Here is a 26347-nt window from a genome sequence, read left to right on the forward strand (position 1 = left end):
GTCGATCGCTCCTTAAAAATAACCCTGACGCTTTTTCAGTTCCATCGATCCGGACTGATCGCGGTCGATAACCCGGCCCTGCCTTTCGCTGGTGGTGGACACCAGCATTTCCTCGATAATCTCGGGCAGGGTCTGCGCCGTGGAATCCACCGCGCCGGTAAGCGGCCAGCAGCCAAGGGTGCGAAACCGCACCATGCGCTGGCTGATCACTTCTCCCGGCTGCAGATCGATACGGTCGTCATCCACCATCAGCAGCATGCCGTCGCGCTCCAGCACCGGGCGCGGTTTGGCGAGGTAAAGCGGCACAATTTCTATGTTTTCCAGGTAGATATATTGCCAGATATCCAGCTCGGTCCAGTTGGACAACGGGAAGACGCGGATGCTTTCGCCTTTGTTGATCTGGCCGTTATAGTTATGCCACAGCTCCGGCCGCTGGTTTTTCGGGTCCCAGCGGTGCAACCGATCGCGAAAGGAGTAGATGCGCTCCTTGGCGCGGGACTTTTCCTCGTCGCGCCGGGCGCCGCCGAACGCGGCGTCGAAACCGTATTTATTCAGCGCCTGCTTAAGGCCTTCGGTTTTCATGATATCGGTATGTTTGGCGCTGCCGTGGATAAAGGGATTAATGCCCATCGCCACCCCGTCCGGATTACGGTGCACCAGCAGCTCGAAGCCATAGGCCTTGGCGGTGCGATCGCGAAATTCATACATTTCGCGGAATTTCCAGCCGGTATCCACATGCAGCAGCGGAAACGGCAGCGTGCCCGGGAAAAACGCCTTGCGGGCCAGATGCAGCATCACCGAGGAATCCTTGCCGATGGAGTACATCATGACCGGATTGGCGAATTCGGCCGCCACCTCGCGGATAATATGGATGCTTTCCGCCTCCAGTTGCCGCAAATGAGTATGTCGTTGTTGATCCATTTTTACATCCTTAAGCCAGGTTAACCAACGTCGCGCGCTGTTGCGCCGCCGATTGTTGGACGCCAAACCAGGCAATTTCATCATGAAGGGTGACAACTTCGCCGATGACCAGCAAAGCCGGGGTGGACGCCTGTTGCGCCAGGGTGTCGAGTTGTCCCAGGGTACCGGTCAGCACCTGCTGGGAGGCCAGGGTGCCGTGGCTTATCACCGCCACCGGCGTCAAGGGCGAACGGCCGTGCAGGATAAGCTGCCGGCTGATGTCCCCTGCTTTCATCAATCCCATATAGATAGCCAGGGTCTGGCGGCCCGCCGCCAGCGCCGGCCAATCGAGATCGCCGCCGCCGCGGCGCGCGTGGCCGGTAATAAAGGTCACGCTTTGCGCATGGTCGCGGTGGGTGAGAGGAATGCCGGCGTAGGCGGTGGCGCCCGCGGCGGCGGTGACCCCCGGCACCACCTGGAAAGGGATGCCGGCGGCGGCCACCGCCTGTAGCTCTTCGCCGCCGCGCCCGAAGATAAACGGATCCCCGCCTTTCAGGCGTACCACGCGTTTGCCCTGCCGCGCGTGTTCGACCAGTTGCCGGTTAATCTCTTCCTGCGGCATGCAAAAGTCGCCGGCGCGTTTACCGACGCAAATCAGCTCGGCATCCCGCCGCACCAGTTCCAGCACCTCGGCGCTGACCAGGTAATCGTGGAGCACCACGTCCGCCTGCTGCATCAGTTGCAGGGCGCGCAGCGTCAACAGGCCCGCGTCGCCCGGGCCGGCGCCCACCAGTGCCACGTCGCCGGCCTGTCCGGCCGGCGCGTCAAGCTCCCGCTCCAGCGCCGCCTGGGCGTCGTCATGCCGCCCCTGCGCCGCCAGGCCGGCGAAACGCCCGTTAAACGCCCGCTCCCAAAAACGCCGCCGCGCGTCCATGACCGGAAAATGCTGTTTTACCCGCTCGCGAAAAGCGCCGGCCATCTCCGCCATCGGGCCAAGAAAGGCCGGCAGCAGGGATTCCAGTTTTTCGCGCAGTATGCGCGCCAGCACCGGCGCCTTTCCCCCGGAGGAAATCGCCACCATGATGGGCGAACGATCGACGATGGAGGGGAAGATAAACGAACACTGGGGCTGATCGTCCACCACATTGACCAGGATATGCCGCTGGTCGGCGGCGGCATAAACCTCGGCGTTCAGCGCCCGATCGTTGGTGGCGGCGATCACCAGGAACACGCCGTCCAGCATGTCGGCGGCAAAACTCTCCCCGAGCCATTGGAGATAGCCCGCTTGCGCCTGACGACCGAGATCGGGGGAAAGCCGGCGCGCAACCACCCTGACCTGTGCGCCGGCGCGCTGCAGTAGCAGGATCTTGCGTGCGGCAACCTCGCCCCCGCCGACCACCAGTACCGGACGCTGCCTGAGATCGGCAAAAAGAGGTAAATAATCCACAGCTACCTTTTATGATTTGGCTTAGCAATAATGTGACTATACGTCTTGCGATTAGGTTCTATGAAATAGTTAATTGGAATTACAATTGCTTTAATGGAATAACGGCGCCTTTCATGCGCGCGCGCCAAGAGGATTGCGGGCAACGAATCGTGCGATCAGCCGGTCGCGGCCATGGGTACAAATTGTATTGCCCGCGGGGCGGTACCATACTATAGCGCTGGGTTGAGCGGCGAAAACCGATGCCGTTCCCGTCTATTAAGGATACTGTTTTATGTTTCACCCCGGTCGCAGCAAGCGCGCCCGTTTAACGCTGTGCCTCGGCGCCCTGCTGGCGTTTTCCGCCCCCGCCGCCGCCTTCACTCCAAGCCAATACGCGCAAGAGCAGATTCGTTATATCGCTACCTATTTTCCCGGCCGCATGGCGGGCAGCCCGGCGGAACTGATGGCGGCGGATTATCTTCAGCGTCGGTTCACCGAGCTGGGCTTCCACAGCGATCTGCGCGCCTTCAATACCCGTTATCTGTTCCACGGCAGCGCCGGCAAAGCCGACTGGCGCAGAATTACCGCCACCTCGGTTATCGCCGCCCGTGCCGGCGCGGCGCCCGGCGAAGTGCTGATAGTGGCCCACGCCGATACCTTTATGCCGCGCAGCGATAAGGACCTGAATGACAATTTGGGCGGCCTGACGCTACAGGGGGTAGACGATAACGCGTCCGGCCTCGGCGTGATGCTGGGTCTGGCGCAGCAGTTGGGGCGCGGCACGTTGGCGGTGGGCGTGCGTTTTGTGGCGCTCAGCGCCGGGGAGCCGGAAACCCTGGGCGTGGATGATTATCTGCAACGCATGTCCGCGCAGGAAAAACGCAATACGCTGCTGGTGATCAACCTCGACAGCCTGGTGGCCGGCGAAAAGCTGCGGGTCAATTACAGCCCGGACAGCGGCGACGCCCGCCTGCAGGAACTGGTTAAAAACCTGGGCGCCCAGGCGCGCCAGGCGGGTATCCCGCTGCTCTTAAGCCCCGGCATCAGGACCTCGGCCGCTTGCGCCAGCGACGCGCTGCCGTTTGCCAAGGCGGGATTCGCGGTGCTGGATGTGGGTTCGGGCACAAACGGCGACAGTTGCCTGCAGCGCAAGCCCAGTCGTAACTTTCCCCAGGGCATGGCGCGTTACCAGAGCCAGCGCGATAATATCCAGTATCTTGATACCCACCTGACCGGACAAATCGGTAAACGCGCGCGCGACAGCATGAAACTGTTGTGGCCGCTGTTGCAAGGACTGACGCAGGGGGCTAAATCCTAGCCCGATGGAAATAAGGAGCATGCGGTAAGAAAACCGCATGCCGGTATCACAGCGAGGTGAGGCCCATACCCGGGCCGCCATAATTCAATACAGTTCTATGGCGGGAATTACAGCGAAAGCAAATTATAATTAATGACAGTAACCAACCATAAGAATAGGTTCAATTACCCTAAAGCGCATAATAATAAAGTAAAACGGCTGATTTTAAACAGTTACCCTTTGCATATATCAGATCTGAGTGGCAACGGAGATAATCGGTATCAATACTGTCCGCAAATTAATAATAAAATGAAACCATGCTTTTTATTAAAGCGTGGGCTGTATTGTCGCGGTACTGCTTTTCTCCTCAGAATAGACCATGATAGTGGAACCTGTAATGGCTAGGATAATGCCTATCAATGCATAAGCGGTTGGCAGGGTTTGGTACAATAATAATGATATTACCGCCGTAAGGACCGGGGCCAGCGCATTGGTGCAAGGCGCCACGATGATAGCCTTCCCCCTGGACAATGCCATCACCAGGAATAAGGCGCCGACGGCATTCAATACCTGGGTGGCGGCGGTAATAAGATAGGCGGCCGCCGGATAACTGCCGCTTTTATCAGGAATCATGGCATAGGCGATGGGCGCCAGGATCAGGCCCGTTAGCGTCATATAAAAGAAGATAGCGCTATCCTCAATGCGATTGTTGGACGCCCTTTTCATAAAAAACGCTTGCAACCCCCACGCCAGGCAAATAATAACTGAAAACACCAGCCACAATGAGCCGCTTACTGTCGTACCATCGCCCTGGCTTATGCTGAAGGCGAGTATCGACAATAGCGCCAGGATAATACCGATAGTACCGAGAAAATTAATTCTTTCTTTCAACAGCACCAGCGACATTATCACCGTGATTGCGGGTGAAATCGAGATAATGGGGAATACCAGATAAGCCGGAGCACCCATGCCGAGGGTTTTAAACAGCAATAACTGCCCGCCCGCACCGGTAAACCCGATCGCCAGCCCATAAAGTACCGCCTGCGGGGAAAAATCAATCTTTTTTCCTTTTAGCGTAAAGTAGCAGGGGATAAGCATGGTAATTGACCATATGATATAAACCCACTGATCAGGAAAACTGTATTTTTGGGTCGGATATGCGCTCACACCGCCCCACACACCCCAGGTTAATACCACCATCAAGGTATAGATTATCCACGAGTTGCTTTTCATTTTATTCTCCAATTTTAAGCTTATTGAGAACAGCGTTCGCCAGGGGATTACCGCTTATCTTTGCGGCATAAATAGCGGCCCCCATTGAGGGATTATATTTTGGTTGGCATACTAAATAGCTACCGCTGAGATTTGCCAGCTCATGCATAAAAGGATCAAGGATGATATCCCCGCAGTTAAAAACACCGCCGGTAAACGAAACCAGGGTGGTCTCATCGGGTGAGTACGCCAGATCTTTGCGCACCGAATCCACCATCATGGCGAGTTCACGGGCTGCGGTACAAAAAAGTTTATAGCTTTCTTTATCGCCCTCGACCGCCGCTTCATAGGCGACCCTGGCAACCGACGCGATTTTTGTCCGGTCTCCTTGCCATTTATTAAACACCAGATCATTGATATCAAGATCAACATCAATGTGGTATTTGCTTTTAATCAGATCATAGAGAATATCCATTTTCAGCCGATGATCGGACATTTTTGAAAACAAATTGAGGGCATTACAGCCGATCCAATAGGCGCTGCCCTCATCGCTGAACAGCTCCCCCCAACCGCCGCAGCGGGAGGTTTTTCCATTATGCTCGCCATAGGCGATCGAGCCCGTGCCGGAAACGATATTGATGCCGTCCCGGCAGCCAAGGCTTGCCGCCCAGCCGCAAACCATATCGTTATCGCAGCGATATTTTTCCGGGCTAAGCAACACGGCGGGAATCTGATCCAGAAAAGGCACATCCGCCGAGACTTCGCCGTAGGCCGGCAGGCCGAAAAAAGAATAATCAATCATGTCCGGCGCGATCTCGGCGCGCCGGCAGACTTCCGCGATACCGTTGACGATAATGGTTTTGCTGTTTTCGCGGCCGACGTTTAAATAGTAGCAAGTGGAAGCTTCATGCTGCGCCAATATCTCGCCATCCGAGTTTATCAGCACGAAGGCTGTTTTGGTGCCTCCCCCATCAACCCCGAGAAAGATCATGATTCACTCCCGATAGCCAATTTTCCGGCAGAACCGCAAATGCGGATTTTACTGTAAACCACCTCTTTCATGGCATCCATGCCTTCCCGCATGTAAAAGCGGGGATCGTTCGCCTGCGGATTCGCGGCGAAGTATTTTTTTACCGCGCCGGCAAAGGCAATTTTCAATTCAGTCCCGACATTCACTTTGCAGATACCCAGCTTGACGGCGCGGATAATATAGTCATCGGGCACATCGCTGCCGCCGTGTAATACCAGCGGGATGTCAATCCTGCCGTTGATGATGGCCAGCCGCTCAAAATCTATTTTCGGCGTGTCTTTATACAGACCGTGCGCCGTGCCGATAGCGATGGCCAGGCTGTCGATACCGGTAAGATTAACAAAGTCCACCGCCTCATCCGGGTCGGTAAGAAAGCTCGCGCCGGCGCTGACATTTTTATCATCTTCAATGCCGCCCAGCCTGCCCAGCTCCGCTTCCACGCTACAGTCATATTTATGGCAAAACGTCGTCACCTCCTGCACCAAGGCGACATTGTCGGCAAAATTCAAATGACTGGCGTCAATCATTGCGCTGCGGGCGCCGGCAAAAACTTTATCGCGGATATCGCTAAGGGCCTCATGATGATCCAGATGCAGCGCAATGGGGATATCAAAGGTACCGGCAAAGGATTGGCAAAGGGCGTGCAAATCCTTAAAAGAGATATGTCTGAAAGTACTGGGCGTGCCGGCCAGGATCACCGGCGATTGACGTTCGTGACAGGCTTCGAGCACCGCCTGTATCGTTTCGGCATTATGGATATTAAACGCGGGCACGGCAAAATTCTCAGTTTTTGCCCGTGCCAATAAATATTTTGTGGATACCATACGCATGATTTATACCCTGATTAACGACATTATCTGTCATGTGCTGTATTATTCGGTCACCGCGGCAGCGGGTTAGCTTATTTCTCTATTTCCAGCCTATGAATAACCACACCTTCGACGACTCTGTTTACCACGCCGCTGGGAGAAGGATTATCCGGCGAGGCGCCTGATTGCAGCGATGTCAAATAGGCATATATTTGCGCATAGAGTAAATAACAAAACCCAATATGGGCGTCATCGGCATGAGTGGTCTTTGGCAAATACAGATATTCGCCCTTGCCTATTCCCGGGACAGGACTGTCGGCGATGGCAACCACCCGGCGCGCCACGTTGTCATTCCTTAATTCGGCTAACAGATCCAGATCGTATTTTCTGGTGTAGGGCGAGTTAGAAATAAACACCACGACCAGGGTATTTCCGTCCACGATAGATTTCGGTCCATGGCGGAAACCGGTGGGACTATCAAAAAAGGTGCTGATCTTTCCGGCGGTAAGCTCAAGAATCTTGAGCGCCGATTCCTGCGCGATACCTTGCAATCCACCGCTGCCGAGGTATACCACGCGATGATATTCATCTTGGCCAAATAATGAGGTCGGCCGTTGCAGATATTGCTCAATAATATTTTGGCTATTTTCGATAATGGGCAAAAAGCTGGCAAGGTTATACTGCCTGGGCGCAAATACCGCCAGGCAGGCCAGCATCATGTTACTGACGCTGCTGGTCATGGCAAAGCCGCGATCGTGCGTTTCGGGCGGCGTCAGTAATGACAAGGTATTAGCGCTTTGAGCAAAATTCTGGTGTAACCGGCCGCGTTCATTACAGGTGATGATGAGATGGAAACATTGCCCCAGCATCTGGTTAGCAAGCTCTATTGCCGCCACGCTTTCCGGGCTGTTGCCCGAGCGCCCGAAGGAGACCAGCAGCGTGGGGCAGTGAGCGGACAGGTATTCACGGGGATTACTGACCAGGTCGGTGGTGGCGATGGCCTCTACGCGCAGGTTTAATTTTGGCAGCAGCGCCGGTACCAGGATTTTACCGATAAAAGCCGAAGTTCCGGCGCCGGTGAGGATAATCCGCAGATCCGTACGGGCCAATAAGGGCGTTAAAAAGGTATTGATGCGGTCCCGTTGCTGTTCAATCAGTAATAGGGTTTTGCGCCAGGTCGCCGGCTGCTGCATAATTTCCTGCGCCGTGGCGTGCTCCGGGTGATAAGGTGCTTTTACAGAATCAGTCATTTTTTCGTGCCTTTGATTATTCATGACAGGCTGATGAATATGCTTTAATCACATCGATAATTTTATCGATAATAATATCTTTCGGATTGAGAACTAATTTCCCATCCCTTACTTTGGCGTATTGTTCCGGCAAATACTGATTTAACAACGGCAGCGGAATGACCTGATTCCCCAAGTTTTGCATGAGCTTTTGGCAACTGCGCTGCACCCTGTCATGCGGCCAGTAGTACCTGATGCGATCCGAATAACTATACCGGCGCGATAATCGCTTAGCCTCTTCATCGCCGTGATAATGTTGCTGCCAATACCCGGGCTGCTCTTGCATCACCTGTTCAAGGGTGGCGCGTAATTCAGAGCGGTCCTGGCTGATAATTTCTTCCTCGATGCACTCCAGGGCAAACAACGCTTCGCGCAAAGCGAAGGTTAGCGCGGGGCCCACCTTAAGAATGGCGAAATGATCCCGCACCAGTTGCCGGTAAGCCTGGGGCCGTTGGTAATCGGTGGAATGGGCTTCATAGACCAGATAGGGATAGTCATCAATCATCCGGCTTAACGCGGCGGCAGGCCCGGGTTGGTAATCGATCACCTGGGTATGATCAAATTCCACGCCGGGCTGCACCACCAGCCCTATGACCCGGGGCCAGATGTCCGCCAGACCCTGCCGCGCAAAGGCGTCGCGATGGGCGGTAATTGTGCGCGCCGCGGCCTGCGGCGCAGTGACGTCCAGCTGCCGCAGATTCTCCTGGGCGCCGCCCGGAATCGGCACTTCCGTGCCGATAATGTAGACAATATCCTGGCAGCCGAAGGTGTCATGGCAGGTGATTTCAGCCACTTGCGCTAATTGCGCCGAACGCGTTGCGACAATCTCATCGCTCAGGGGTACGGCGTCATCCTGACAGGCCATGCTGCAATCAAGATGGATTTTTTTAAATCCCGCCGCCACATAGGCGGCGATCAGCACTTCCGCTTTGCTCATGGCCTGCGCGGCCGGCAGTCCCTGCCAACGGTTGGGTCCCAGATGATCGCCGCCCAGAATCAGCCGGCCGGCGTCAAAACCTATCGCCGCGGCCTGGTCCATGATGGCGTGATAAAAATCGGCCGGCGTCATGCCGGTATAACCGCCATATTGGTCGACCTGGTTGGACGTCGCTTCCACCAGCAGCAGCGTATTTTCCGCCTGCGCATGCCGCAGGGCGGCTTCAATCACCAGGGGATGCGCCGAACAAACCGCATAGATCCCGACCGGATGGCCTGCTTTATGCCGGGCCAGCAGCGTTTGCAGCGCCGCGCTTTGTGTTTCCATGAGTATTGCCTTTTATATCTTTCGTTGTGTTGTAAAAAGATTACATCATGACCATAAAGAAAGAAAATGAAAGATCAATCTCTGTGATAAAGATCAAAAAATAAGAAAACGAAATGGATAGCTTTACCCTCCCTTTCCTGGAGGTAACGTGCCGCCGGATGGATAAGGCCGGCGTCGGGTCTGGATTCCGTCGTTTCACCGCGGGGATGAAGAAAGGTTAAACAGTCGACATCATCTTGGGGGGTGGCTACAATAGCGTTAATAAGAAAGACATAAGGGAATGAAAGGTTTGGCGGTGATGAAATTAGGCGGATTCCTTTGCGGTTCTATAGCGCAACGGGGCAAATTTCGGCAGTGGAGGTGGTGATGAGGGATGCGATGTGATGAGCCCTGGCAATAGAACGATGACGACCAGCGCGCGGCGCGAGCGGATTGTCAGTCAACTTAAGGCGCAGGGAAGCGTGCAGGTGAATGTGTTGGCGGCGGATTTTAATGTGTCGACGGTGACCATCCGTAACGATCTGTCTTTTCTCGAAAAACAGGGCGTCGCCACCCGCGCTTATGGCGGGGCGATGCTGTCTCCCGCGTCCCCGGCGGAAGCGGAGCGGTCAATCGAAGCCAAGCGTTCGGAAAATGCCACCATCAAGGAGCGCATCGGCAAACTGGCCGCGTCGCTCATCACGCCGGGAAGCACCATTATCCTGGACTCCGGCACCACCACGTATGAAATTGCGCGGCAACTGCATAATCATGAGGAGGTCATCGTGATGACCAACGGCATGAATGTGGCGGAAGCGTTGATTGATGCCCCCGGGGTGGATTTATTAGTGACCGGCGGGCGGCTCAGGCGGCACTCCTTATCATTTTTTGGCGGCCAGGCCGAAATCGCGTTGCAAAACTATCATTTCGATATGCTGTTTTTAGGCGTGGATGGGCTGGACCCCCTGATGGGAGTGACAACGCATAATGAAGACGAAGCCAGGCTGAACCGCTGTATGTGCGATGCCTCGAAAAAAATCATCGTCGTTACCGACTCTTCGAAATTCCATCGCATTAGCCTGCATAAGATTATCAGTATCGAACGGGTGGATAAAATCATCACCGACAATAACATTCCGTCCTCCCTGCTGGATTTTTTCGCCGATAAAGGTATTGACGTCCTCCTCGTCGATGCCGAATAGCCAACGCCGCCGGAAACGTTAAGCCTCCGGCGGCGTTGTTGGTTATCGGCGAAGCCGCTGTTAACCTTCGTGCAGCCCGCACTCGCGCTTGAGGCCGAAAAAGCGCGTTTCTTCCTCGCTCATGCCCGGTTCCCATTTGCGGGTGGTGTGGGTGTCGCCCACCGACAGGTAGCCCTGCTCCCACAAGGGATGGTAGCCAAGATCGTGGGCTTTGAGATACTGGTACACCTGCTTATTGTCCCAATCGATGATCGGCAGCAGTTTAAATACCCCGCGCTGGATGGCCAGCACCGGCAGATGGGCGCGGCTGCCGGACTGCTCGCGGCGCAGCCCCGCCAGCCAGCTTTGCGCTTTCAGCGTGCTTAAAGCGCGGTTCATCGGTTCGACTTTATTGATCTGGTTGTATTTTTCGATCCCCTCCACCCCTTGCTCCCACAGTTTGCCGTAACGGGCCTCCTGCCAGGCGGGGGAAAGTTCCGCGCGGAATACCCGCAGATTGAGGCCCAGCTTGTCGGTCAGCTCATCAATAAACTGATAGGTTTCCGGGAACAGATAGCCGGTATCGGTCAGGATCACCGGGATATCCGGCCGCTGGCGGGTCACCAGATGCAGGCATAACGCGGCCTGGATGCCGAAGCTTGATGACAATACCGTTTCGCCGGGCAGGTTTGCCAGCGCCCAGCCCACCCGCTCTTGCGCTGTCAGGGTTTCAAGCTGACGGTTCGTATCAGCGAGCGCCGCCGTTTGTTCTTCTTTCGGCAACAGGTTCAGTTCGGTCAGGTTCAGGCTGCTCATAGGTGGCCCCTCGGGTTAGTCATAAAAATCCTGGGCTGAGTTAACCACCGGCTTGACGATACCGGCGCGGATAACAAAATCACCATAGGCTTCCTGCGGATGGCGTTCGGCCGCCCAGCGTCCGGCAGTCTGGTCGATAATGGCCAGGATCTCGTCTTCGGTGATGTTTTCCCGGTACATGCGCGGAATACGCTCACCGGCGCGATCGCCGCCCAGATACAGGTTGTAGCGGCCGATGGCTTTGCCGACCAGGCCGATTTCCGCCAGCATCGCGCGGCCGCAGCCGTTTGGACAACCGGTCACCCGCAGGATGATTTCGTCGTTGCCCAGGCCGTGGGCGGACATGATATCCTCCACCTTGGTGACAAACTGCGGTAGGAAGCGCTCGGCCTCGGCCATCGCCAGCGGGCAGGTGGGAAACGCCACGCAGGCCATGGACGCTTTACGCTGCGGGGTGACGCTGTCGTTAATCAGGCCGTACTTGCGCGCCAGGGCTTCGATTTTGGCCTTGTCCCGCGCGGGCACGCCGGCCACGATCAGGTTCTGGTTGGCGGTGAGCCGGAAATCCCCTTTATGGATGCGGGCAATCTCCGCCATGCCGGTTTTAAGCAGCCGATCCGGATAATCCAGGATACGGCCGTTTTCGATAAACAGGGTTAAATGCCAGAGGTTTTCCACGCCTTTCACCCAGCCGAAACGATCGCCTCGCTCGGTAAAGTGATAAGGCCGGATCGGCGCGAAGGATATGCCGGCGCGCCGTTCCACCTCCGCTTTGAAGGTGTCGACCCCGACCCGCTCCAGGGTGTATTTGGTCTTGGCGTTTTTACGGTTGGAACGATTACCCCAGTCGCGCTGGGTGCCCACCACCGCCTCGGCGATGGTCAGGGTATGTTCAAGCGCGATATAACCAAATTCGCTGGCCTTGCGCGGATAGGTGGTATTATCACCGTGAGTCATCGCCAGGCCGCCGCCCACCAGCACGTTAAACCCGACCAGTTGTCCGTTGTCGCTGACGGCGACGAAGTTCAGATCGTTGGCATGCACGTCGACGTCGTTTAGCGGCGGCACCACAACCGTGGTCTTGAACTTACGCGGCAGATAGGTAGGCCCCAGGATCGGCTCCTGGTCGGTGGTTTCGCTTTTCTCGCCGTCCAGCCAGATCTCGGCGTAGGCGCGGGTCTTGGGAAGTAAATGTTCGGAGATTTTTTTCGCCCACTCATAGGCCTGCTGATGCAACACCGATTCCACCGGATTGGCGCTGCACAGCACGTTACGATTGACATCCCCCGCCGTGGCGATGGAGTCCAGCCCCAGGCTGTGCAGCAGTTGATGCATTTGCTTCAGGTCGGGTTTGAGCACGCCGTGGAACTGAAAAGTCTGGCGGGTGGTCAGGCGCACGCTGCCGTACAGGGTATGCTCGGCGGCAAACGCCTCGATGCCCAGCCACTGCCGCGGCGTTATGATCCCCCCCGGCAGGCGGCAGCGCAGCATCATATTAATCAGCGGCTCCAGCTTTTGTTCCGTGCGTTCGGCGCGCAAATCGCGATCGTCTTGCTGATACATGCCGTGAAAACGGATCAGCTGGAAATTATCGCCGTTAAAGCCGCCGGTCAGCCCGTCGTGCAAATCTTCGGCGATGGTGCCGCGCAGAAAATTGCTTGCCCCTTTCAGCCGTTCATTATCGGATAAGGGGGGAGTAGGTTGTTTTTCACTCATCAGTAGACGTCCCGCTGATAGCGGCGCTCGATGCGCAGCTCGCTTAAAAATTCATCGGCCTGCTCGGTGTCCATGCCACCGTGCTCGGCTACCACGTCCAGTAATGCCTGCTCTACGTCTTTGGCCATATGGTTGGCATCGCCGCAAACATAAATATGCGCCCCCTGCTCGATCCAGCGCCAGACTTCAGCGCCTTTTTGCCGCAGCCGGTCCTGTACATAGATTTTCTCCGGCTGATCCCGCGACCAGGCTAAATCAATCGCGGTCAGCAGGCCCTCTTTTTTGTAGCGCTGCCATTCCACCTGGTAGAGAAAATCGTCGGTAAAATGCGGATTGCCGAAAAACAGCCAGTTCTTGCCAGCGGCGCCATCCGCTTCCCGCTGTTGCATAAACGCGCGGAACGGCGCGATGCCGGTTCCGGGTCCAATCATGATGACCGGCGCGTCGGTATCGGCCGGCAGGCGGAAATTGTTATTGTGCTCGATAAAAATGCGTACCCGATCGTCCTCGGCCAGCCGGTCGGCCAGATAGCCGGTGGCGCCGCCGGTGCGCGGCCTGCCATCCACCTCATAACGCACCACGCCCACCGTGATATGCACCTCGTCGCTGACCTCCGCCTGCGACGAGGCGATGGAATACAGCCGCGGCGTTAGCGGACGCAACAGCGCCAGCAGCTGATCCGCGCCCAGTTCCACCGGCGCCTGGCGCACCATATCCACGATCGGCGTCGATTGGGCGTACCGCTGCAGGCGTTCCTTGTCCGCCGTCAGCGCCAGCAGCGCCTCGTCGCGGGCCATGGCGGCATACTCCCCGACGATAAGGGTAGTGTTCTGGGTCAGTTCGTAATGAGCGCGCAGCGCATCGGCGAGGGATAAGGTTTGTCCTTCCACCGTCACCGTTTGTCCGCCGTCCAGCCATAGCAGCGTCAAGAGTTCGTCCACCAGCGCCGGGTCGTTTTCATACCAGACGCCCAGGGCGTCTCCCGGCTGGTAACGCAGGCCGGAGTCGCCGAGATCGATTTCGATATGGCGCACGTCTTTCAGCGAGCTGCGGCTGGTAATTTTTTGCGACGCCGCAATGGCGGCCACCAGCGGCTGTTCTTTGGTATAAGGCGTGGAATCGACTTCATCTACCGCGCCGCTGAGGGTTATCTCGTGCCGGGCCGCGCTTTCCTGCGGCACCCGCGCTTGCAATAGCGCCACGATATCCCGGCGCCAGGCTTGCGCCACCGGCTGATATTCAACATCGGCGTCAACCCTGTCCAGCAGCCGCTGGGCGCCGAGCTCGGCCAGACGCGCGTCAAAATCCTTGCCTATCTTGGCAAAGTGCTCATAGGACGTATCGCCGAGGCCCAATACCGCAAAGCGCGTATCGGCAAGCCGGGGGGCTTTTTTCGAAAACAAGTATTTATACAGCGCCACCGCCTCTTCCGGCGGATCGCCCTCGCCCTGGGTGGAGGCGACGATCACCAGCAGCTTTTCCTGGGCGATGTGTTTAAATTTATAATCGCCGGCGTTTACCAGGGTGACATCCAGTTTGGCGGCGATCAAATCGTCGCGCAGCTGTTCCGCCACCCGCCGGGCGTTGCCGGTTTGCGACGCGGACAGCAGCGTAATGGCGTGCGCCTGCGTCGGCGCGGGCGCCGGAGGGGTACCGGCGACGGGCGTCTGGTTGACCTGCCCCCAAAAATAACCGGATACCCAGGCCATCTGCAGCGGCGAAAAATCACCGGTTGCAGCCTGCAGGCGGGCGAGTTGTTCCGGATTCAGCGGGAGCAAAGAAGTTGGTGGGGCCTGAGTCGTCATTGCTGTTCGAATTTCCTTGTGCGTACCAGTAGGGCCGGGCGTGTATTAAGGGATCACCAGAGTTTGTAAGGTTACTCAGTGCGACGCAATCAATAAAGGATGCGATGGCAATAATAAATAACTAAATAGCCTAAAGAGTTATTTCGGTAAAACTTATCACTTAAACTGGTTAAGAAAGCGGGCCGCCTCATCCACCAGCAGCGGACTTTGATGCCCGGCGCCGGATACGCTGATAAATTGCCAGTGAAACGGCATCTTCTGCTGTTCCGCCAGGGATTGCGCACGCCGGAAATACCAGCCGGCGCGTTCAAGCCGGTTCTTTCCCTGCGCCTGGGCCTGCGGGGTGCTGCGCATCGCGGTGCGCCGGGTGCGCCTATCCTGCTCTCCGACCATGATAAGCGTCGGCCGGGCAAAGAAGCGGGCTTCCTGGGCGGCATCCAGGGTAAAAGGCGCGCGCGCCAGCCCGTAGGGCCAGGACCGGCGCGGATCCGGCGGCGTCCACCAGCCGGCCGAGGCGCAGACCACCGCCCTGGCCGGCATATCCGGCAGCGCCATCAGCATCCGGTGGACAAACTGGCAGCCGGCGCTATGGCCGTACAACAGATAGTCGCTGCGGCGCGTAATGCCCTCGCGCCGCAGCGCGTTGAAAACATCGCCAATACGGGAATAGGACCATTGCGCTGCCGGGAGGACCGCAGGACCCGCCGCGGTATTGCCCAACATATAGCCCCGCGCGCCGGGATAACGCGTGCCGGGGAATTCGGGCGCTATAATCAGGAAATGGTAATGATTGGCCGCGGCGATCCATTGATCCCGCGCCTGGGCGCCGTCGCGTTTGACCCCGTGCAGCACCATGACCACCGGCATATCGCGCGCATCGGCCATCGGACGATAGAGATAGACCCTCATCGCGCCGTCGGCCGTGGGTATGGCGAGCGTTTCTCCCCCGGCGGCGCTGACGCGGCACGCGCACGCCGTCAGGGCGCATAACAGCCACAGCCCGGCGGTTCGCCGCGGCGAGAGCAATAAAAGCAAGGATTGGACCGCGTTCATGGTGTTTTGATGGCCCCTTAGCCAACTTATTACGGGTTGGCGGCACATAACATAGAATCATAAGCCGCATTTCGGTACCATGCAGCGTTTGTTTTGACAAGAGGCCCTATAGTGGTAACCACGTTATTTAAAGAATTTACTTTTGAGGCGGCGCACCGTTTGCCGCATGTGCCCGACGGTCATAAATGCGGGCGTTTGCACGGCCATTCGTTTATGGTGCGCGTGGAAATCACCGGTGAAGTGGATCCGTTCACCGGCTGGGTGATCGACTTCGCCGAGCTCAAGGCGCTGTTTCGGCCGATCCTCGACCAGCTTGACCATTATTATCTTAATGATATCCCCGGCCTGGAAAACCCCACCAGCGAAGTACTGGCCCACTGGATTTGGCAACAGCTTAAACCCCGCCTGCCCCTGCTGAGCGGCATCATGGTGAAAGAAACCTGTACCGCCGGCTGCATCTATCGCGGCGATCAATAACAGGCTCCGGCATCCGCCTGGCAAAGTCGCGCTATCGGCGGCGCGCCGGATAACGGCTTAGCCCCCGGCGGTGCCGGCCCGGGCCTGTCGTTTCGCCGGATCAGGCGATATTCAGGTATTTGTGGGTTTGCATGGACAGGCGCCAGTTGCGGGCGATGCAGGTGGCGATGCACAATTTCGTGGCGGCGTCCTGCCGGCTGACAGGCTGCAGGGCGATAATACGCGGTTTATCGTCTTCAAGTGTGGCCAGCAGCGCATCAAGCTGTTCGATATCCCGCTCCCGCGCCACCGGATGTTTAATCTCATCAGCGCGTTCCAGCGCCTGGGGCAGAATCGCCATACCGCCGCGCATGCCCACTTTAGGCGACACCGTTACCCAGGTCTGGCTGGTGCAACGCACCTCGTGGGTACCGCTGGTTTCAATCTGGCAGCTGAACCCCTGCTGTTCCAGCACCTGCGTCAGCGTATACAGGTCGTGGATGCACGGCTCGCCGCCGGTAATCACCACATGCCGCGCGGTATAGCCCTGTTGTTCAATCATCGCCAGCAGTTCCTCCGGCGTAACCGTGGCCCAGCGGTCGCTGTCGGCGGTTTTTAACGTAATGTCCCCCAGAGGGGCCTCCCGAAGCGGGTCCATTTCCCAGGTATGTTTGGTATCGCACCAGCTGCAGCCCACAGGGCAACCCTGCAGGCGGATAAATATCGCCGGCACGCCGGTAAAATAGCCTTCGCCCTGAAGCGTCTGGAAAATCTCGTTAAGCGGGTACTGCATGATGTTCTCGATTAATTGCCTAGCTATAAGGGCGGTGATTATTACATTTTAGCTGAAGCAGACCAAATTTCTCTTGCCGGCGGCACAATACCTAATGTTGCCTCACTGCCGCGTTACCCCCACAAAAGGCAACTGGCAATAAAAACCATTCCCCGGCGTCATCACACCCCGCTCGCGCGCGTTCAACGATACTGCCCTGTATCAGAGGTAAGTCCGCGGATGCCATTCCGCTTTTCTTTTTGAGACCTAACAGGAGCCAGATATGGGCACTTATGATAACGAAAGACCAGATAATTATCCTGATCAACGCGAGCATGAGAATGACTACGCCAATTACCCTCGGAATGAGGACGGTTACCGGGATCCCCATCATTATGGGCACGGCGGCCACGTCCCTCACCGGGGAGGAAGCGGCTGTCATGACTATCCGCCTCCGCTTTGCCAGCAGGATTTCCCGCGCGATAACTGTTACAGCTACATTGATAAAAACTATTACCGGGAAGTCGAGGCGCGCCACGGACGCGTGATAAACCCGCCATCACGCGCCCAGTTTCTGGTCAATGAGGGTTTGTTGGCGGCCTGGGAAGCCAATGAAATGGAAGGGGGCAAAAACTTTCCCGCCACCACAGGCGGAACACCTCCCCCACCGTTTCAAACCGATGCCTGGGGCGCCGCGCCGCCGCCTGATGGCTTTATCATCAGCGGCGGCAGGACCGGTAACCGTAATAGGGTCAATTTTACCGATGCCGAGCTAAACCAACTGGCGCCCCGGTTTGCCGGCTGGCCCAGGCTACGGGTAGCGCCGGGCCAGCGATTTAATGTGGAATGGTTTTATCAACAGGCGCATGTCACCCGGGGCTATCGCTGGTTTATCACCCGTGACGGCTGGAACCCCAATCAGCGTATTACCCGCGAGCAGCTCGAATCAAGACCCTTCTATGAGGATATCAGTCCGCTGGTTCCCTTCAATAATTTTCGTGACCAGTTGATCCCGCGGGTTTTTCATAGCGCCCCGATACCACTTAACAAAAGAGGTCATCACATTATTGTCATGGTGTGGGTAACTGCCGATTCGCCGAACGGATTCTATCAGGGTTTTGATGTGGATATAGGTTAAGCCAAATAAACACTCCGCCGCTGGCCGATGGCGCTGCGGCGGCATATTAATATTACCAATCAGATCAGCACCAGGATCGCAGCAACTCTGCAATTAATTATACAGGCTATAATCCCAAACCGACCGCGTATGGATATTGATAATGGCTTTTATCAGGCCTTTGATGTGGATATTAATCAAATTAAATGCGCAACGAAATTATGTCCTGCCGCCGTCTATATCAACCGGGCGCGGGATTAACGTTATTTACGCTCATTCCAATGTTGAGCCGAGAGGGTTATCAAGCATAAAAGGCATTTGGCAACAAAAAACATTCATGATTGCAATCACATATTAATCATGAACCGTCAATCACAATGACCGTGTAATAATTTTGAAAATGGTACGGCCCTACTATTTCTAAATATATTACTTTTCATTTCAGGAGTTAACTATGAGCCATATAGATTATAATCAAGATCCCAATCGCCCTGATGCCTATCGCAACGCCGATCACAATTCGGTTGAAAATTACCGCCCTGACTGTCCGCAACAGCCGCCTCATCCTTATCCCGTCAAACCGCCCTGTGGCGGTATTTATCCGGAGCCCTACCCTTTTTACCAGCCGCTCGACCCGCTAACCGGTCGCGTAGTGTCGCCGGCTTCACGCGCCCAAATTCTTCTGAATGTGAACGGCTTGGAATTCTTTACGGTAAATCAAACCACCGGTGGCAAAAATTTTCCCAACTTATTTGGTGGGCAAGTACCCTTTCCGTTTCAGGAGGATGTTGAAAGCGCAACGCCTCCCCCGGATAATTTTATACTTAGTGGCGGTCATCTTGATCAGCGCGGTAGAATTAATTTCACCGATGCGGAATTTGCTAATTTTCGCCCTCAGTTTACGGAATGGCCAAGACTGCGGGTAAATCCCGCTGAGGTATTGCGCATCCAATGGCTGATAGATGCCCCTCGAATTACTCGTGGTTACCGTGCTTTTATTACCAGAGATAACTGGGTGCAAAATGTTCGCTTAACGCGAGCGCAGATTGAACCCGCCCCATTCTTTGATGAAATAAATCAGGCGAGCCCCTGGTTTGCTCATCAGGGTAGTCTACCGCCACGTTTAACATTTGATATGCCGTTACCTTTTAACAAACGAGGCCATCACGTCATCCTATTGCTTTGGCTCGTTGCCGATCAACCCTTTGCCTTTTATCAGGCATTTGATGTTGATTTTGGCTAATGTAACCGGCTTATTACATTTTCCCCCAATTACCTGATAACAAGGAACCCATCATGAGTTATATAGACAATAATCAACTTCCCTACCGGCCTGATCACTGTCAGGGTGGAGATTACCGGCAGAATTATGGCTATCCTCCTCCCTACCCTTTTTACGAGCCAATCGATCCGCAAAGCGGTCGCGTGGTATCACCGGCTTCGCGCGCGGTGATTATGCTCAATAATGGGTATTTACCACCGTTCCTGGTTGATGAAATGACCGGGGGCAAAAATTTCCCTGACTTATTTGCCGGCCCGGTACTTTTCCCTTTCCACACAGATATAGAAAGTTCAAATCCCCCGCCTGATGGACGGATCGTCAGCGGCGGTAATGGGGACGCACGCGATATCGTCAATGCCACAGATGAGGAATTACGTGTCCTGACTGGCGGCAATTTCAACCAATGGCCCAGATTACGGGTTAACCCGGCGCAATCCTTGACCATTCAGTGGGTGAACACCATACCCAGAGTCACCAGGGGGTATCGCGCGTTTATCACACGTGATAATTGGGATTCCAGAGTTCGCATTGCGCGTAATCAGCTGGAGCCCGTTCCGTTCTTCAATACGCTCAATCAGGGAGTTCCCTGGCAGGAGCACCTAGGCGATTTACAACCTCGAATAACGTTGCCTTTAGTGCTCCCCTTTAACAAAAGGGGTCATCATGTCATTATTTTACTCTGGCTGGTAGCCAATCAGCCTATTGCTATCTATCAGGCGTTTGACGTCGATTTCGGTTAGGTTATCCATTACTGGAACAAAGGTCCAGCTGCGGACATATCTGCCTATAGCTGGGCCGGAACTTTTGCTCATTGACCCTGTTATATCCCATATTTTTAAAAGATTTTGTTCACTGCCTATTCGATGATATTTAAACTGGCAGCAAAATTCTTAAATATCAAAACAACATATATTTATACCGGTTCCGCTTTATCAGGAGTAAATCATGAATAAAAATTATACCCTTAAAGATCATTTATCGAAAGTTAATCCTAACGACAATTACTCAAGGGACTATCGCAACAGTTGTAACTGGCGCGATGGTTATTCTTTATCACCTTATTGGGATCAGTCCAATAATATTCGCTATAACAACAGAGGCTGTTGTATAAACTCGACCGTCGACGATACGCCAGTGCCACCCTTGCCTATCGTTACTCCGGCTTCGCGTGCGCAAACCCTGGTCGATTTAGGCAGGCTTAGCCCCCTGCAAGTCAATACAGCAACCGGCGGAAAAAATTTCCCAGATCTCAATGGCGGAGCTGTTTTTTGGCCTTTCCAGGATGATGTCTGGAGTGCAACTCCGCCCGAGGATGGCTTTATTCTCAGTGGCGGCCAAAGTGGGGAGATTAGTGCAGTTAATTTTACCGATAATCAAATCGCCATCTTCACCTTGTTCGCTATTCGTCAATGGCCCAGGATACGGTTGAGCGCCGGTCAGATATTAAACATAGAATGGCTTTACGATAGGCGACGGCTCACCAGAGGCTATCGGGCGTTTATTACCCGCGACGACTGGAATCCCAATGCCCGTATTACGCGAGCTCAGTTGGAGCTGCGTCCGTTTTGGGAGAATATTAACCAAGAGTTCCCCTTTTGGCAGTTCCCGGCGCAGTTACAACCAAGAACGCATCATTCAATTCCCATTCCCTTCAATAAAAGAGGGCATCATGTCATCGTCTTATTATGGCTTATAGCTGATTTTGAAGATGCCGTTTATCAGGCTTTCGATATTGATATTGATTCAAACACTGTATATTAACATGGAAATAAGCCCTGCAATTTAAAAACAATTACCGGGTTAAATCATACATATAAAAGTAAATTAATTATACAGATAACTATAGAAATTTGTGCTATCAGATTTTTCAACTTAATGTAAAGATCATTCATTTCGCTGACGCTTACACTAATAATAAGATTTTCCGTTGCGAGTAAATCTGGAGACGCTTATGTACCATAAAGCAAAAACAGTTGACCCACCTAAAAAAAATTCAAATATTAAATGTTTTTATAGGGTGAATCATATCGGTAATGGCCATCGTCTCTTTAACCCACCCTATGCCCATTGTCAGCGAGATAAAATCCAGCGCGCCGAGTGCCCGCTATGTTCCGGCGAATCAAACGTTGATTATGGGGCCCGCCTTGGCCGCTTGACGGTCCCACCCTCACGTGCCCAGTTTCTTGCCAATCAGGGATATCTTGAAGTCTGGTTTGCCGAAGCCATAACCGGGGGAAAAAATTTTCCCGACCGGTTCCCGGGGCCTGTTCGCCAACCATTTCAGGATGATGTAGAAAGCTCAACGCCACCCTCTGACTTTTACATCCTTAGCGGTGGTCACCAGGATAGGCGGGGCCTGGTGTCTTTGGACGACCAGGATATGACTTTCTATTTAGGCATTCCCTTTACCTGGCCCAGGATCAGGGTAAACCGCGGTCAGGAATTATATGTAGAATGGTTATATTACGTCCTGCGCGCCACCAGGGGCTATCGGGCGTTTATCACCAAGGATGATTGGTCGCAACGATGGCCTTATTCTCGCGACCAGTTTGAACCGGTGCCGTTCTGGGAAATGCTGAACCCGCAAACCCCCTACTGGCAGCACGCGGCGGCATTAAAACCAAGAGATAACATGCTTATTCCACTGCCATGGAATAAAAGCGGTTACCATGTCATTCTTTTATTATGGCTAACTACTGACACATACTATGCCGTCTATCAGGCGCTAGATGTGGATTTCGGCTGAATCCCTATTAAACGACAAGAAAAAGCCCCATCTTTACGATGGGGCTTTTGAAGATGCGAAAAGTGATAAAAACATCATCCGCATTTCCTGTCAGCATGCCGGCAAACGACGCACTGAGTCGGGAATGGGCAATTATGCCTGGCCTTTCACTTCTTTCAGACCGTTGAACGGTGCGCGTGCGCCCAGGGCTTCTTCGATGCGAATCAGCTGGTTGTACTTGGCAACGCGGTCGGAACGGCTCATGGAACCGGTCTTGATTTGACCCGCGGCGGTGCCCACGGCCAGATCGGCAATGGTGGCGTCTTCGGTTTCGCCGGAACGGTGAGAGATGATGGTGGTGTAACCGGCATCTTTCGCCATTTTGATCGCCGCCAGGGTTTCGGTCAACGAACCGATCTGGTTGAATTTGATCAGGATGGAGTTGGCGATGCCTTTATCGATACCTTCTTTCAGGATCTTGGTATTGGTCACGAACAGGTCATCACCGACCAGCTGGATTTTGTCGCCCAGCACTTTGGTCTGGTAGGCAAAGCCGTCCCAATCCGATTCGTCCAGGCCATCTTCGATGGAGACGATCGGGTAGGTCTTGGTCAGGCCTTCCAGGTAGTGGGTGAACTCTTCGGAGGTGAAGGATTTGCCTTCGCCTTTCAGTTCGTATTTACCGGTTTCCTTGCTGTAGAATTCAGACGCGGCGCAGTCCATGGCCAGGGTGATATCTTTACCCAGCACATAACCGGCTTTTTCCACGGCTTCCTTGATGGCGGCCAGGGCGGCGGAGTTGGATTCCAGGTTCGGCGCGTAGCCGCCTTCGTCGCCAACGGCGGTATTCAGGCCCTTGGCCTTCAGCACTTTCGCCAGGTTATGGAACACTTCAGAACCCATGCGAATCGCTTCCTTGACGGTTTTAGCGCCAACCGGCTGGATCATGAATTCCTGGATGTCGACGTTGTTGTCGGCATGTTCGCCGCCGTTGATGATGTTCATCATCGGCAACGGCATGGAGAACTTGCCGGCGGTGCCGTTCAGTTCAGCGATGTGTTCGTACAAAGGCATGCCTTTGGACGCGGCGGCGGCCTTGGCCGCGGCCAGGGAAACGGCCAGGATGGCGTTGGCGCCAAATTTGGATTTGTTTTCCGTGCCGTCCAGATCGATCATGATCTTGTCGATATTGGCCTGGTCTTTCGCGTCTTTGCCCAGCACCGCTTCAGCGATGGGACCGTTAACCGCGGCAACCGCCTTGGTCACGCCTTTACCCAGAAAACGCGATTTGTCGCCGTCACGCAGTTCAAGCGCTTCGCGCGAACCAGTGGAAGCACCTGACGGCGCAGCGGCCAAACCTACAAAACCACCTTCCAGATGCACTTCTGCTTCTACAGTCGGATTGCCGCGTGAATCGATGATTTCACGGCCGATGACTTTAACAATTTTGGACATTTAGTATTTCCTCAGTACAAGTTAAAACAAAATTCCTGACGACCCGCCCGCGATACCCGACCGCGGGCCGCCCGCCTGTTCAAATTTATTTCAGCTGACGCTTCTGGTACTCGCCGGCCGCCTTGACGAAGCCGGTGAACAACGGATGGCCGTCACGGGGCGTCGAGGTAAACTCGGGATGGAACTGGCACGCCACGAACCACGGATGATCCGGGTATTCAATAATCTCCACCAGGCGGTTATCCCCCGACAGCCCCGCAACGCGCAGGCCGGCGGCTTCGATCGGCTTTAACAGCATATTGTTGACTTCATAGCGGTGGCGGTGACGCTCGACGATGGTCTGCTCGCCGTACATGCTGCGCACCAGGCTGCCGTCGGTTAACTGGCAAGCCTGGCTGCCCAGGCGCATGGTGCCGCCCAGATCGCTTTGCTCGGTGCGCGTTTCCACGACGCCGTTTTCGTCGCGCCACTCGGTAATCAACGCGACCACCGGGTACTTACAGTCTGGCACAAATTCGGTGGAGTTTGCGTTTTCCATGCCCGCCACGTGCCGGGCAAATTCGATTAACGCCACCTGCAACCCCAGGCAGATGCCGAGGTAGGGAATTTTCTTTTCACGCGCGTACTGCGCGGTCAGGATCTTGCCTTCGACGCCGCGATAACCGAAACCGCCGGGAATCAGGATGGCATCGAGGTTTTTCAGGATCTCCACGCCGCGGGTTTCCACATCCTGCGAATCGATAAGCTTGATATTCACCGTCAGGCGGTTTTTCAGCCCGGCGTGCTTCAGCGCCTCGATAACCGATTTATACGCGTCCGGCAGTTCGACATATTTACCGACCATGCCGATGGTGACTTCGCCGCCCGGGTTGGCTTCCTCGTACACCACCTGTTCCCATTCAGACAGGTTAGCCTCGGGACAGTTCAGGCTGAATCGTTTACAAATATAATCGTCCAGGCCTTGGGATTTCAAGAGGGCCGGGATTTTATAAATGGAATCAACATCTTTCAGGGAAATTACCGCTTTTTCCGGCACATTGCAGAATAAAGCGATTTTAGCCCGCTCGTTATTGGGTACCGAGCGATCGGAACGGCAAATCAGCACGTCCGGCTGGATGCCGATGGAAAGCAGTTCCTTGACCGAATGCTGGGTCGGCTTGGTTTTCACCTCGCCCGACGCGGCCATATAGGGCACCAGGGTGAGGTGCATGTAGATGGTGTGTTCGCGGCCCACGTCCACCGCCATCTGGCGGATGGCCTCGAGGAACGGCAGGGATTCGATATCGCCCACGGTGCCGCCGATTTCCACCAGCACCACGTCGTGGCCTTCGCCGCCTTCAAGGATGCGTTCCTTGATGTTGTTGGTGATATGCGGAATGACCTGGATGGTGGCGCCGAGATAATCGCCACGGCGCTCTTTGCGCAGCACGTCGGAGTAAATGCGGCCGGTGGTGAAATTATTACGACGCGACATTTTGGTACGGATAAAGCGCTCGTAGTGACCCAGATCCAGATCGGTTTCCGCTCCGTCCTCGGTGACAAACACTTCGCCGTGCTGGATAGGGCTCATGGTGCCCGGATCCACATTGATGTAGGGGTCCAGCTTCATGATGGTAACGTTGAGTCCCCGGGCTTCGAGAATAGCCGCCAGGGAGGCCGCGGCAATGCCTTTACCCAATGAGGAAACGACCCCGCCGGTTACAAAAATATAATTTGTTGTCATGCTGAACCTGAGAATTTAGGTGTAAAGACGGAATAACCAAGACGGGAAAACAGTATACCTGAAGCGCGAATCGGCCACAAATGTTCGTTTTGCAAATCGCGCAGGTGGCATAACGGCCGCATCAGCGGGCCCAGTCGATGACCGCTTGCCATAAATACCTTATTTTATAGTATATTAGCTACGAAAACGGCGTTATCGTTAACATAGCGGCAATGATGAGTTTACCCGGCGATTTCCCGTTTTTTTATTTGCCGCCAGGCGGCTTCCATCTGCTCGAGACTGGCCTGGGGCAGGGTTTGCCCCTGGGCCTGGATAATCTCTTCCACCTGGCGAAACCGGCGCTCGAATTTACGGTTGGCTTTTTGCAAAGCGGTTTCCGCTTTCTTGCCCAAATGGCGGGTCAGGTTGACGGTGGCGAACAGCAGATCGCCCAGTTCTTCCTCAAGCTTATCTTCATCCACCACCGCCTGGCGGGCTTCGTGCATCACCTCGTTGATTTCTTCGTAGACCTTGTCCACCACCGGGCCGAGCGTGGTCCAGTCAAAACCCACAGTGGCGCAGCGCTGCTGGATTTTCTGCGCCTTCATCAACGCCGGCAGAGCGTCGGGAATATCGTCGAGCGGCGACAGGCGTTCTTTTTCCGCCCGTTCCCGCGCCTTGAGCTGTTCCCACTGGCCGGGAGGCGCCGCGCCGTCCTCGCCGGGCTGCCGGGCAAAAATATGCGGATGGCGGCGCTCGAGTTTATCGCTGATGGCGTCGCACACGCCGGCAAAATCGAACAGTCCCTGCTCGCGCGCCATTTCAGCGTAAAACACCACCTGGAACAGCAAATCGCCCAATTCGTCGCGCAAATCGTCATAATCGCGCCGGGCAATGGCGTCCAGCACCTCGTAGGTCTCCTCCAGGGTGTAGGGGGCGATGGTATCGAACGTCTGGCGCTTGTCCCACGGACAGCCCGTGCGCGGGTCGCGCAGGCGGGTCATGATGGCCAGCAGCCTGGCCTGGGCGGCGGCCGAGGCATCGATGGCGTTCGCGGTCAT

General features: G+C 55.2%; 23 protein-coding genes. 8 read left to right on the forward strand and 15 right to left on the reverse strand.

Translation table 11 applies throughout. The annotated features are described in order from the left end of the window. Positions 1-12 precede the first annotated feature (12 nt). Positions 13-921 carry a sulfate adenylyltransferase subunit CysD gene (gene cysD / locus ACL2XG_RS10945; protein ID WP_410016336.1) on the reverse strand — a complete coding sequence of 303 codons (909 nt, stop codon included), beginning with the start codon at positions 919-921 and terminating at the stop codon, positions 13-15. Positions 922-931: 10 nt separating this feature from the next. After that, complete coding sequence (cysG, locus tag ACL2XG_RS10950) at positions 932-2347, reverse strand: siroheme synthase CysG (RefSeq protein ID WP_410016337.1); 1416 nt, start codon at positions 2345-2347, stop codon at positions 932-934. 271 nt (positions 2348-2618) lie between these two features. Between cysG and ACL2XG_RS10955 the strand changes: the two genes are divergently transcribed. Then, complete coding sequence (locus ACL2XG_RS10955) at positions 2619-3644, forward strand: aminopeptidase (RefSeq protein WP_413722174.1); 1026 nt, start codon at positions 2619-2621, stop codon at positions 3642-3644. 306 nt (positions 3645-3950) lie between these two features. Here ACL2XG_RS10955 and ACL2XG_RS10960 read toward each other — a convergent pair whose 3' ends face one another. From ACL2XG_RS10960 to kbaZ, 5 genes are all read right to left on the reverse strand, one after another. Further along, a complete protein-coding gene (locus ACL2XG_RS10960; RefSeq protein ID WP_413722173.1) occupies positions 3951-4856 on the reverse strand; it encodes a DMT family transporter in 906 nt (301 codons plus the stop codon). A gap of 1 nt (position 4857) precedes the next feature. Beyond that, positions 4858-5826, reverse strand: a complete 969-nt coding sequence (locus ACL2XG_RS10965) for an N-acetylglucosamine kinase (RefSeq protein WP_410016340.1) — start codon at positions 5824-5826, stop codon at positions 4858-4860. Continuing rightward, positions 5823-6695: a tagatose bisphosphate family class II aldolase gene (locus ACL2XG_RS10970; protein ID WP_410016341.1), complete on the reverse strand. Its 873-nt coding sequence runs from the start codon at positions 6693-6695 to the stop codon at positions 5823-5825. Before ACL2XG_RS10970 ends, ACL2XG_RS10965 begins: the two co-directional genes overlap by 4 nt. A gap of 71 nt (positions 6696-6766) precedes the next feature. After that, the gene (locus tag ACL2XG_RS10975) at positions 6767-7924 is read right to left on the reverse strand and encodes an SIS domain-containing protein (protein WP_413722172.1); all 1158 of its coding nucleotides are present in this window, start codon (positions 7922-7924) and stop codon (positions 6767-6769) included. A gap of 16 nt (positions 7925-7940) precedes the next feature. Next, positions 7941-9227 carry a tagatose-bisphosphate aldolase subunit KbaZ gene (gene kbaZ / locus ACL2XG_RS10980; protein WP_413722171.1) on the reverse strand — a complete coding sequence of 429 codons (1287 nt, stop codon included), beginning with the start codon at positions 9225-9227 and terminating at the stop codon, positions 7941-7943. Between the two features lie 383 nt (positions 9228-9610). Here kbaZ and agaR point away from each other — a divergent pair, with 383 nt between their 5' ends. Then, the gene (gene agaR / locus ACL2XG_RS10985) at positions 9611-10408 is read left to right on the forward strand and encodes a transcriptional repressor AgaR (protein WP_410016344.1); all 798 of its coding nucleotides are present in this window, start codon (positions 9611-9613) and stop codon (positions 10406-10408) included. A 60-nt stretch (positions 10409-10468) separates the two neighbouring features. On the opposite strand, the gene ACL2XG_RS10990 is transcribed toward agaR, so the two are convergent. The 4 genes from ACL2XG_RS10990 to ACL2XG_RS11005 all read right to left on the reverse strand — a co-directional run bounded on the left by ACL2XG_RS10990 (position 10469) and on the right by ACL2XG_RS11005 (position 15777). Further along, positions 10469-11203, reverse strand: coding sequence for a phosphoadenylyl-sulfate reductase (locus ACL2XG_RS10990; protein WP_410016345.1), 735 nt, complete (start codon positions 11201-11203; stop codon positions 10469-10471). Positions 11204-11218: 15 nt separating this feature from the next. After that, the gene (gene cysI, locus ACL2XG_RS10995; protein ID WP_410016346.1) at positions 11219-12919 is read right to left on the reverse strand and encodes an assimilatory sulfite reductase (NADPH) hemoprotein subunit; all 1701 of its coding nucleotides are present in this window, start codon (positions 12917-12919) and stop codon (positions 11219-11221) included. Continuing rightward, positions 12919-14724, reverse strand: a complete 1806-nt coding sequence (gene cysJ, locus ACL2XG_RS11000; RefSeq protein WP_413722170.1) for an NADPH-dependent assimilatory sulfite reductase flavoprotein subunit — start codon at positions 14722-14724, stop codon at positions 12919-12921. Before cysJ ends, cysI begins: the two co-directional genes overlap by 1 nt. 156 nt (positions 14725-14880) lie before the next feature. Continuing rightward, on the reverse strand, positions 14881-15777 hold the full coding sequence (locus tag ACL2XG_RS11005) for a hypothetical protein (protein ID WP_413722169.1): 897 nt from the start codon (positions 15775-15777) through the stop codon (positions 14881-14883). A 108-nt stretch (positions 15778-15885) separates the two neighbouring features. On the opposite strand from ACL2XG_RS11005, the gene queD reads away from it, so the two are divergent. Further along, positions 15886-16254, forward strand: coding sequence for a 6-carboxytetrahydropterin synthase QueD (gene queD / locus ACL2XG_RS11010; RefSeq protein WP_410016614.1), 369 nt, complete (start codon positions 15886-15888; stop codon positions 16252-16254). A gap of 100 nt (positions 16255-16354) precedes the next feature. Here the strand turns inward: queD and queE are convergent, their stop codons facing one another. Next, positions 16355-17026 (reverse strand): 7-carboxy-7-deazaguanine synthase QueE, encoded by a 672-nt coding sequence (gene queE / locus ACL2XG_RS11015; RefSeq protein WP_410016349.1) that lies wholly within the window; start codon positions 17024-17026, stop codon positions 16355-16357. Between the two features lie 262 nt (positions 17027-17288). Here queE and ACL2XG_RS11020 point away from each other — a divergent pair, with 262 nt between their 5' ends. The 5 genes from ACL2XG_RS11020 (at position 17289) to ACL2XG_RS11040 (ending at position 22150) form a co-directional block, all read left to right on the forward strand. After that, positions 17289-18143: a lytic polysaccharide monooxygenase auxiliary activity family 9 protein gene (locus ACL2XG_RS11020; protein WP_413722168.1), complete on the forward strand. Its 855-nt coding sequence runs from the start codon at positions 17289-17291 to the stop codon at positions 18141-18143. Positions 18144-18576: 433 nt separating this feature from the next. Next, a complete protein-coding gene (locus ACL2XG_RS11025) occupies positions 18577-19365 on the forward strand; it encodes a lytic polysaccharide monooxygenase auxiliary activity family 9 protein (protein WP_413722167.1) in 789 nt (262 codons plus the stop codon). 53 nt (positions 19366-19418) lie between these two features. Then, on the forward strand, positions 19419-20144 hold the full coding sequence (locus tag ACL2XG_RS11030) for a lytic polysaccharide monooxygenase auxiliary activity family 9 protein (RefSeq protein ID WP_410016352.1): 726 nt from the start codon (positions 19419-19421) through the stop codon (positions 20142-20144). A 205-nt stretch (positions 20145-20349) separates the two neighbouring features. Next, positions 20350-21165 carry a lytic polysaccharide monooxygenase gene (locus tag ACL2XG_RS11035; RefSeq protein ID WP_410016353.1) on the forward strand — a complete coding sequence of 272 codons (816 nt, stop codon included), beginning with the start codon at positions 20350-20352 and terminating at the stop codon, positions 21163-21165. A gap of 190 nt (positions 21166-21355) precedes the next feature. Then, on the forward strand, positions 21356-22150 hold the full coding sequence (locus ACL2XG_RS11040; RefSeq protein WP_410016354.1) for a lytic polysaccharide monooxygenase: 795 nt from the start codon (positions 21356-21358) through the stop codon (positions 22148-22150). Between the two features lie 132 nt (positions 22151-22282). Here the strand turns inward: ACL2XG_RS11040 and eno are convergent, their stop codons facing one another. From eno to mazG, 3 genes are all read right to left on the reverse strand, one after another. Next, positions 22283-23584: a phosphopyruvate hydratase gene (gene eno / locus ACL2XG_RS11045; protein WP_410016355.1), complete on the reverse strand. Its 1302-nt coding sequence runs from the start codon at positions 23582-23584 to the stop codon at positions 22283-22285. An 85-nt stretch (positions 23585-23669) separates the two neighbouring features. Then, entirely contained in the window at positions 23670-25307 is a 1638-nt protein-coding gene (pyrG, locus tag ACL2XG_RS11050; protein ID WP_410016356.1) for a glutamine hydrolyzing CTP synthase, read from the reverse strand. A gap of 221 nt (positions 25308-25528) precedes the next feature. Next, positions 25529-26347, reverse strand: a complete 819-nt coding sequence (gene mazG, locus ACL2XG_RS11055; protein ID WP_413722166.1) for a nucleoside triphosphate pyrophosphohydrolase — start codon at positions 26345-26347, stop codon at positions 25529-25531.

Origin of the sequence: Sodalis sp. RH24 (genome assembly GCF_047324145.1) — a bacterium.
In the GTDB taxonomy this organism is placed as follows: Bacteria; Pseudomonadota; Gammaproteobacteria; order Enterobacterales; family Enterobacteriaceae; genus Acerihabitans.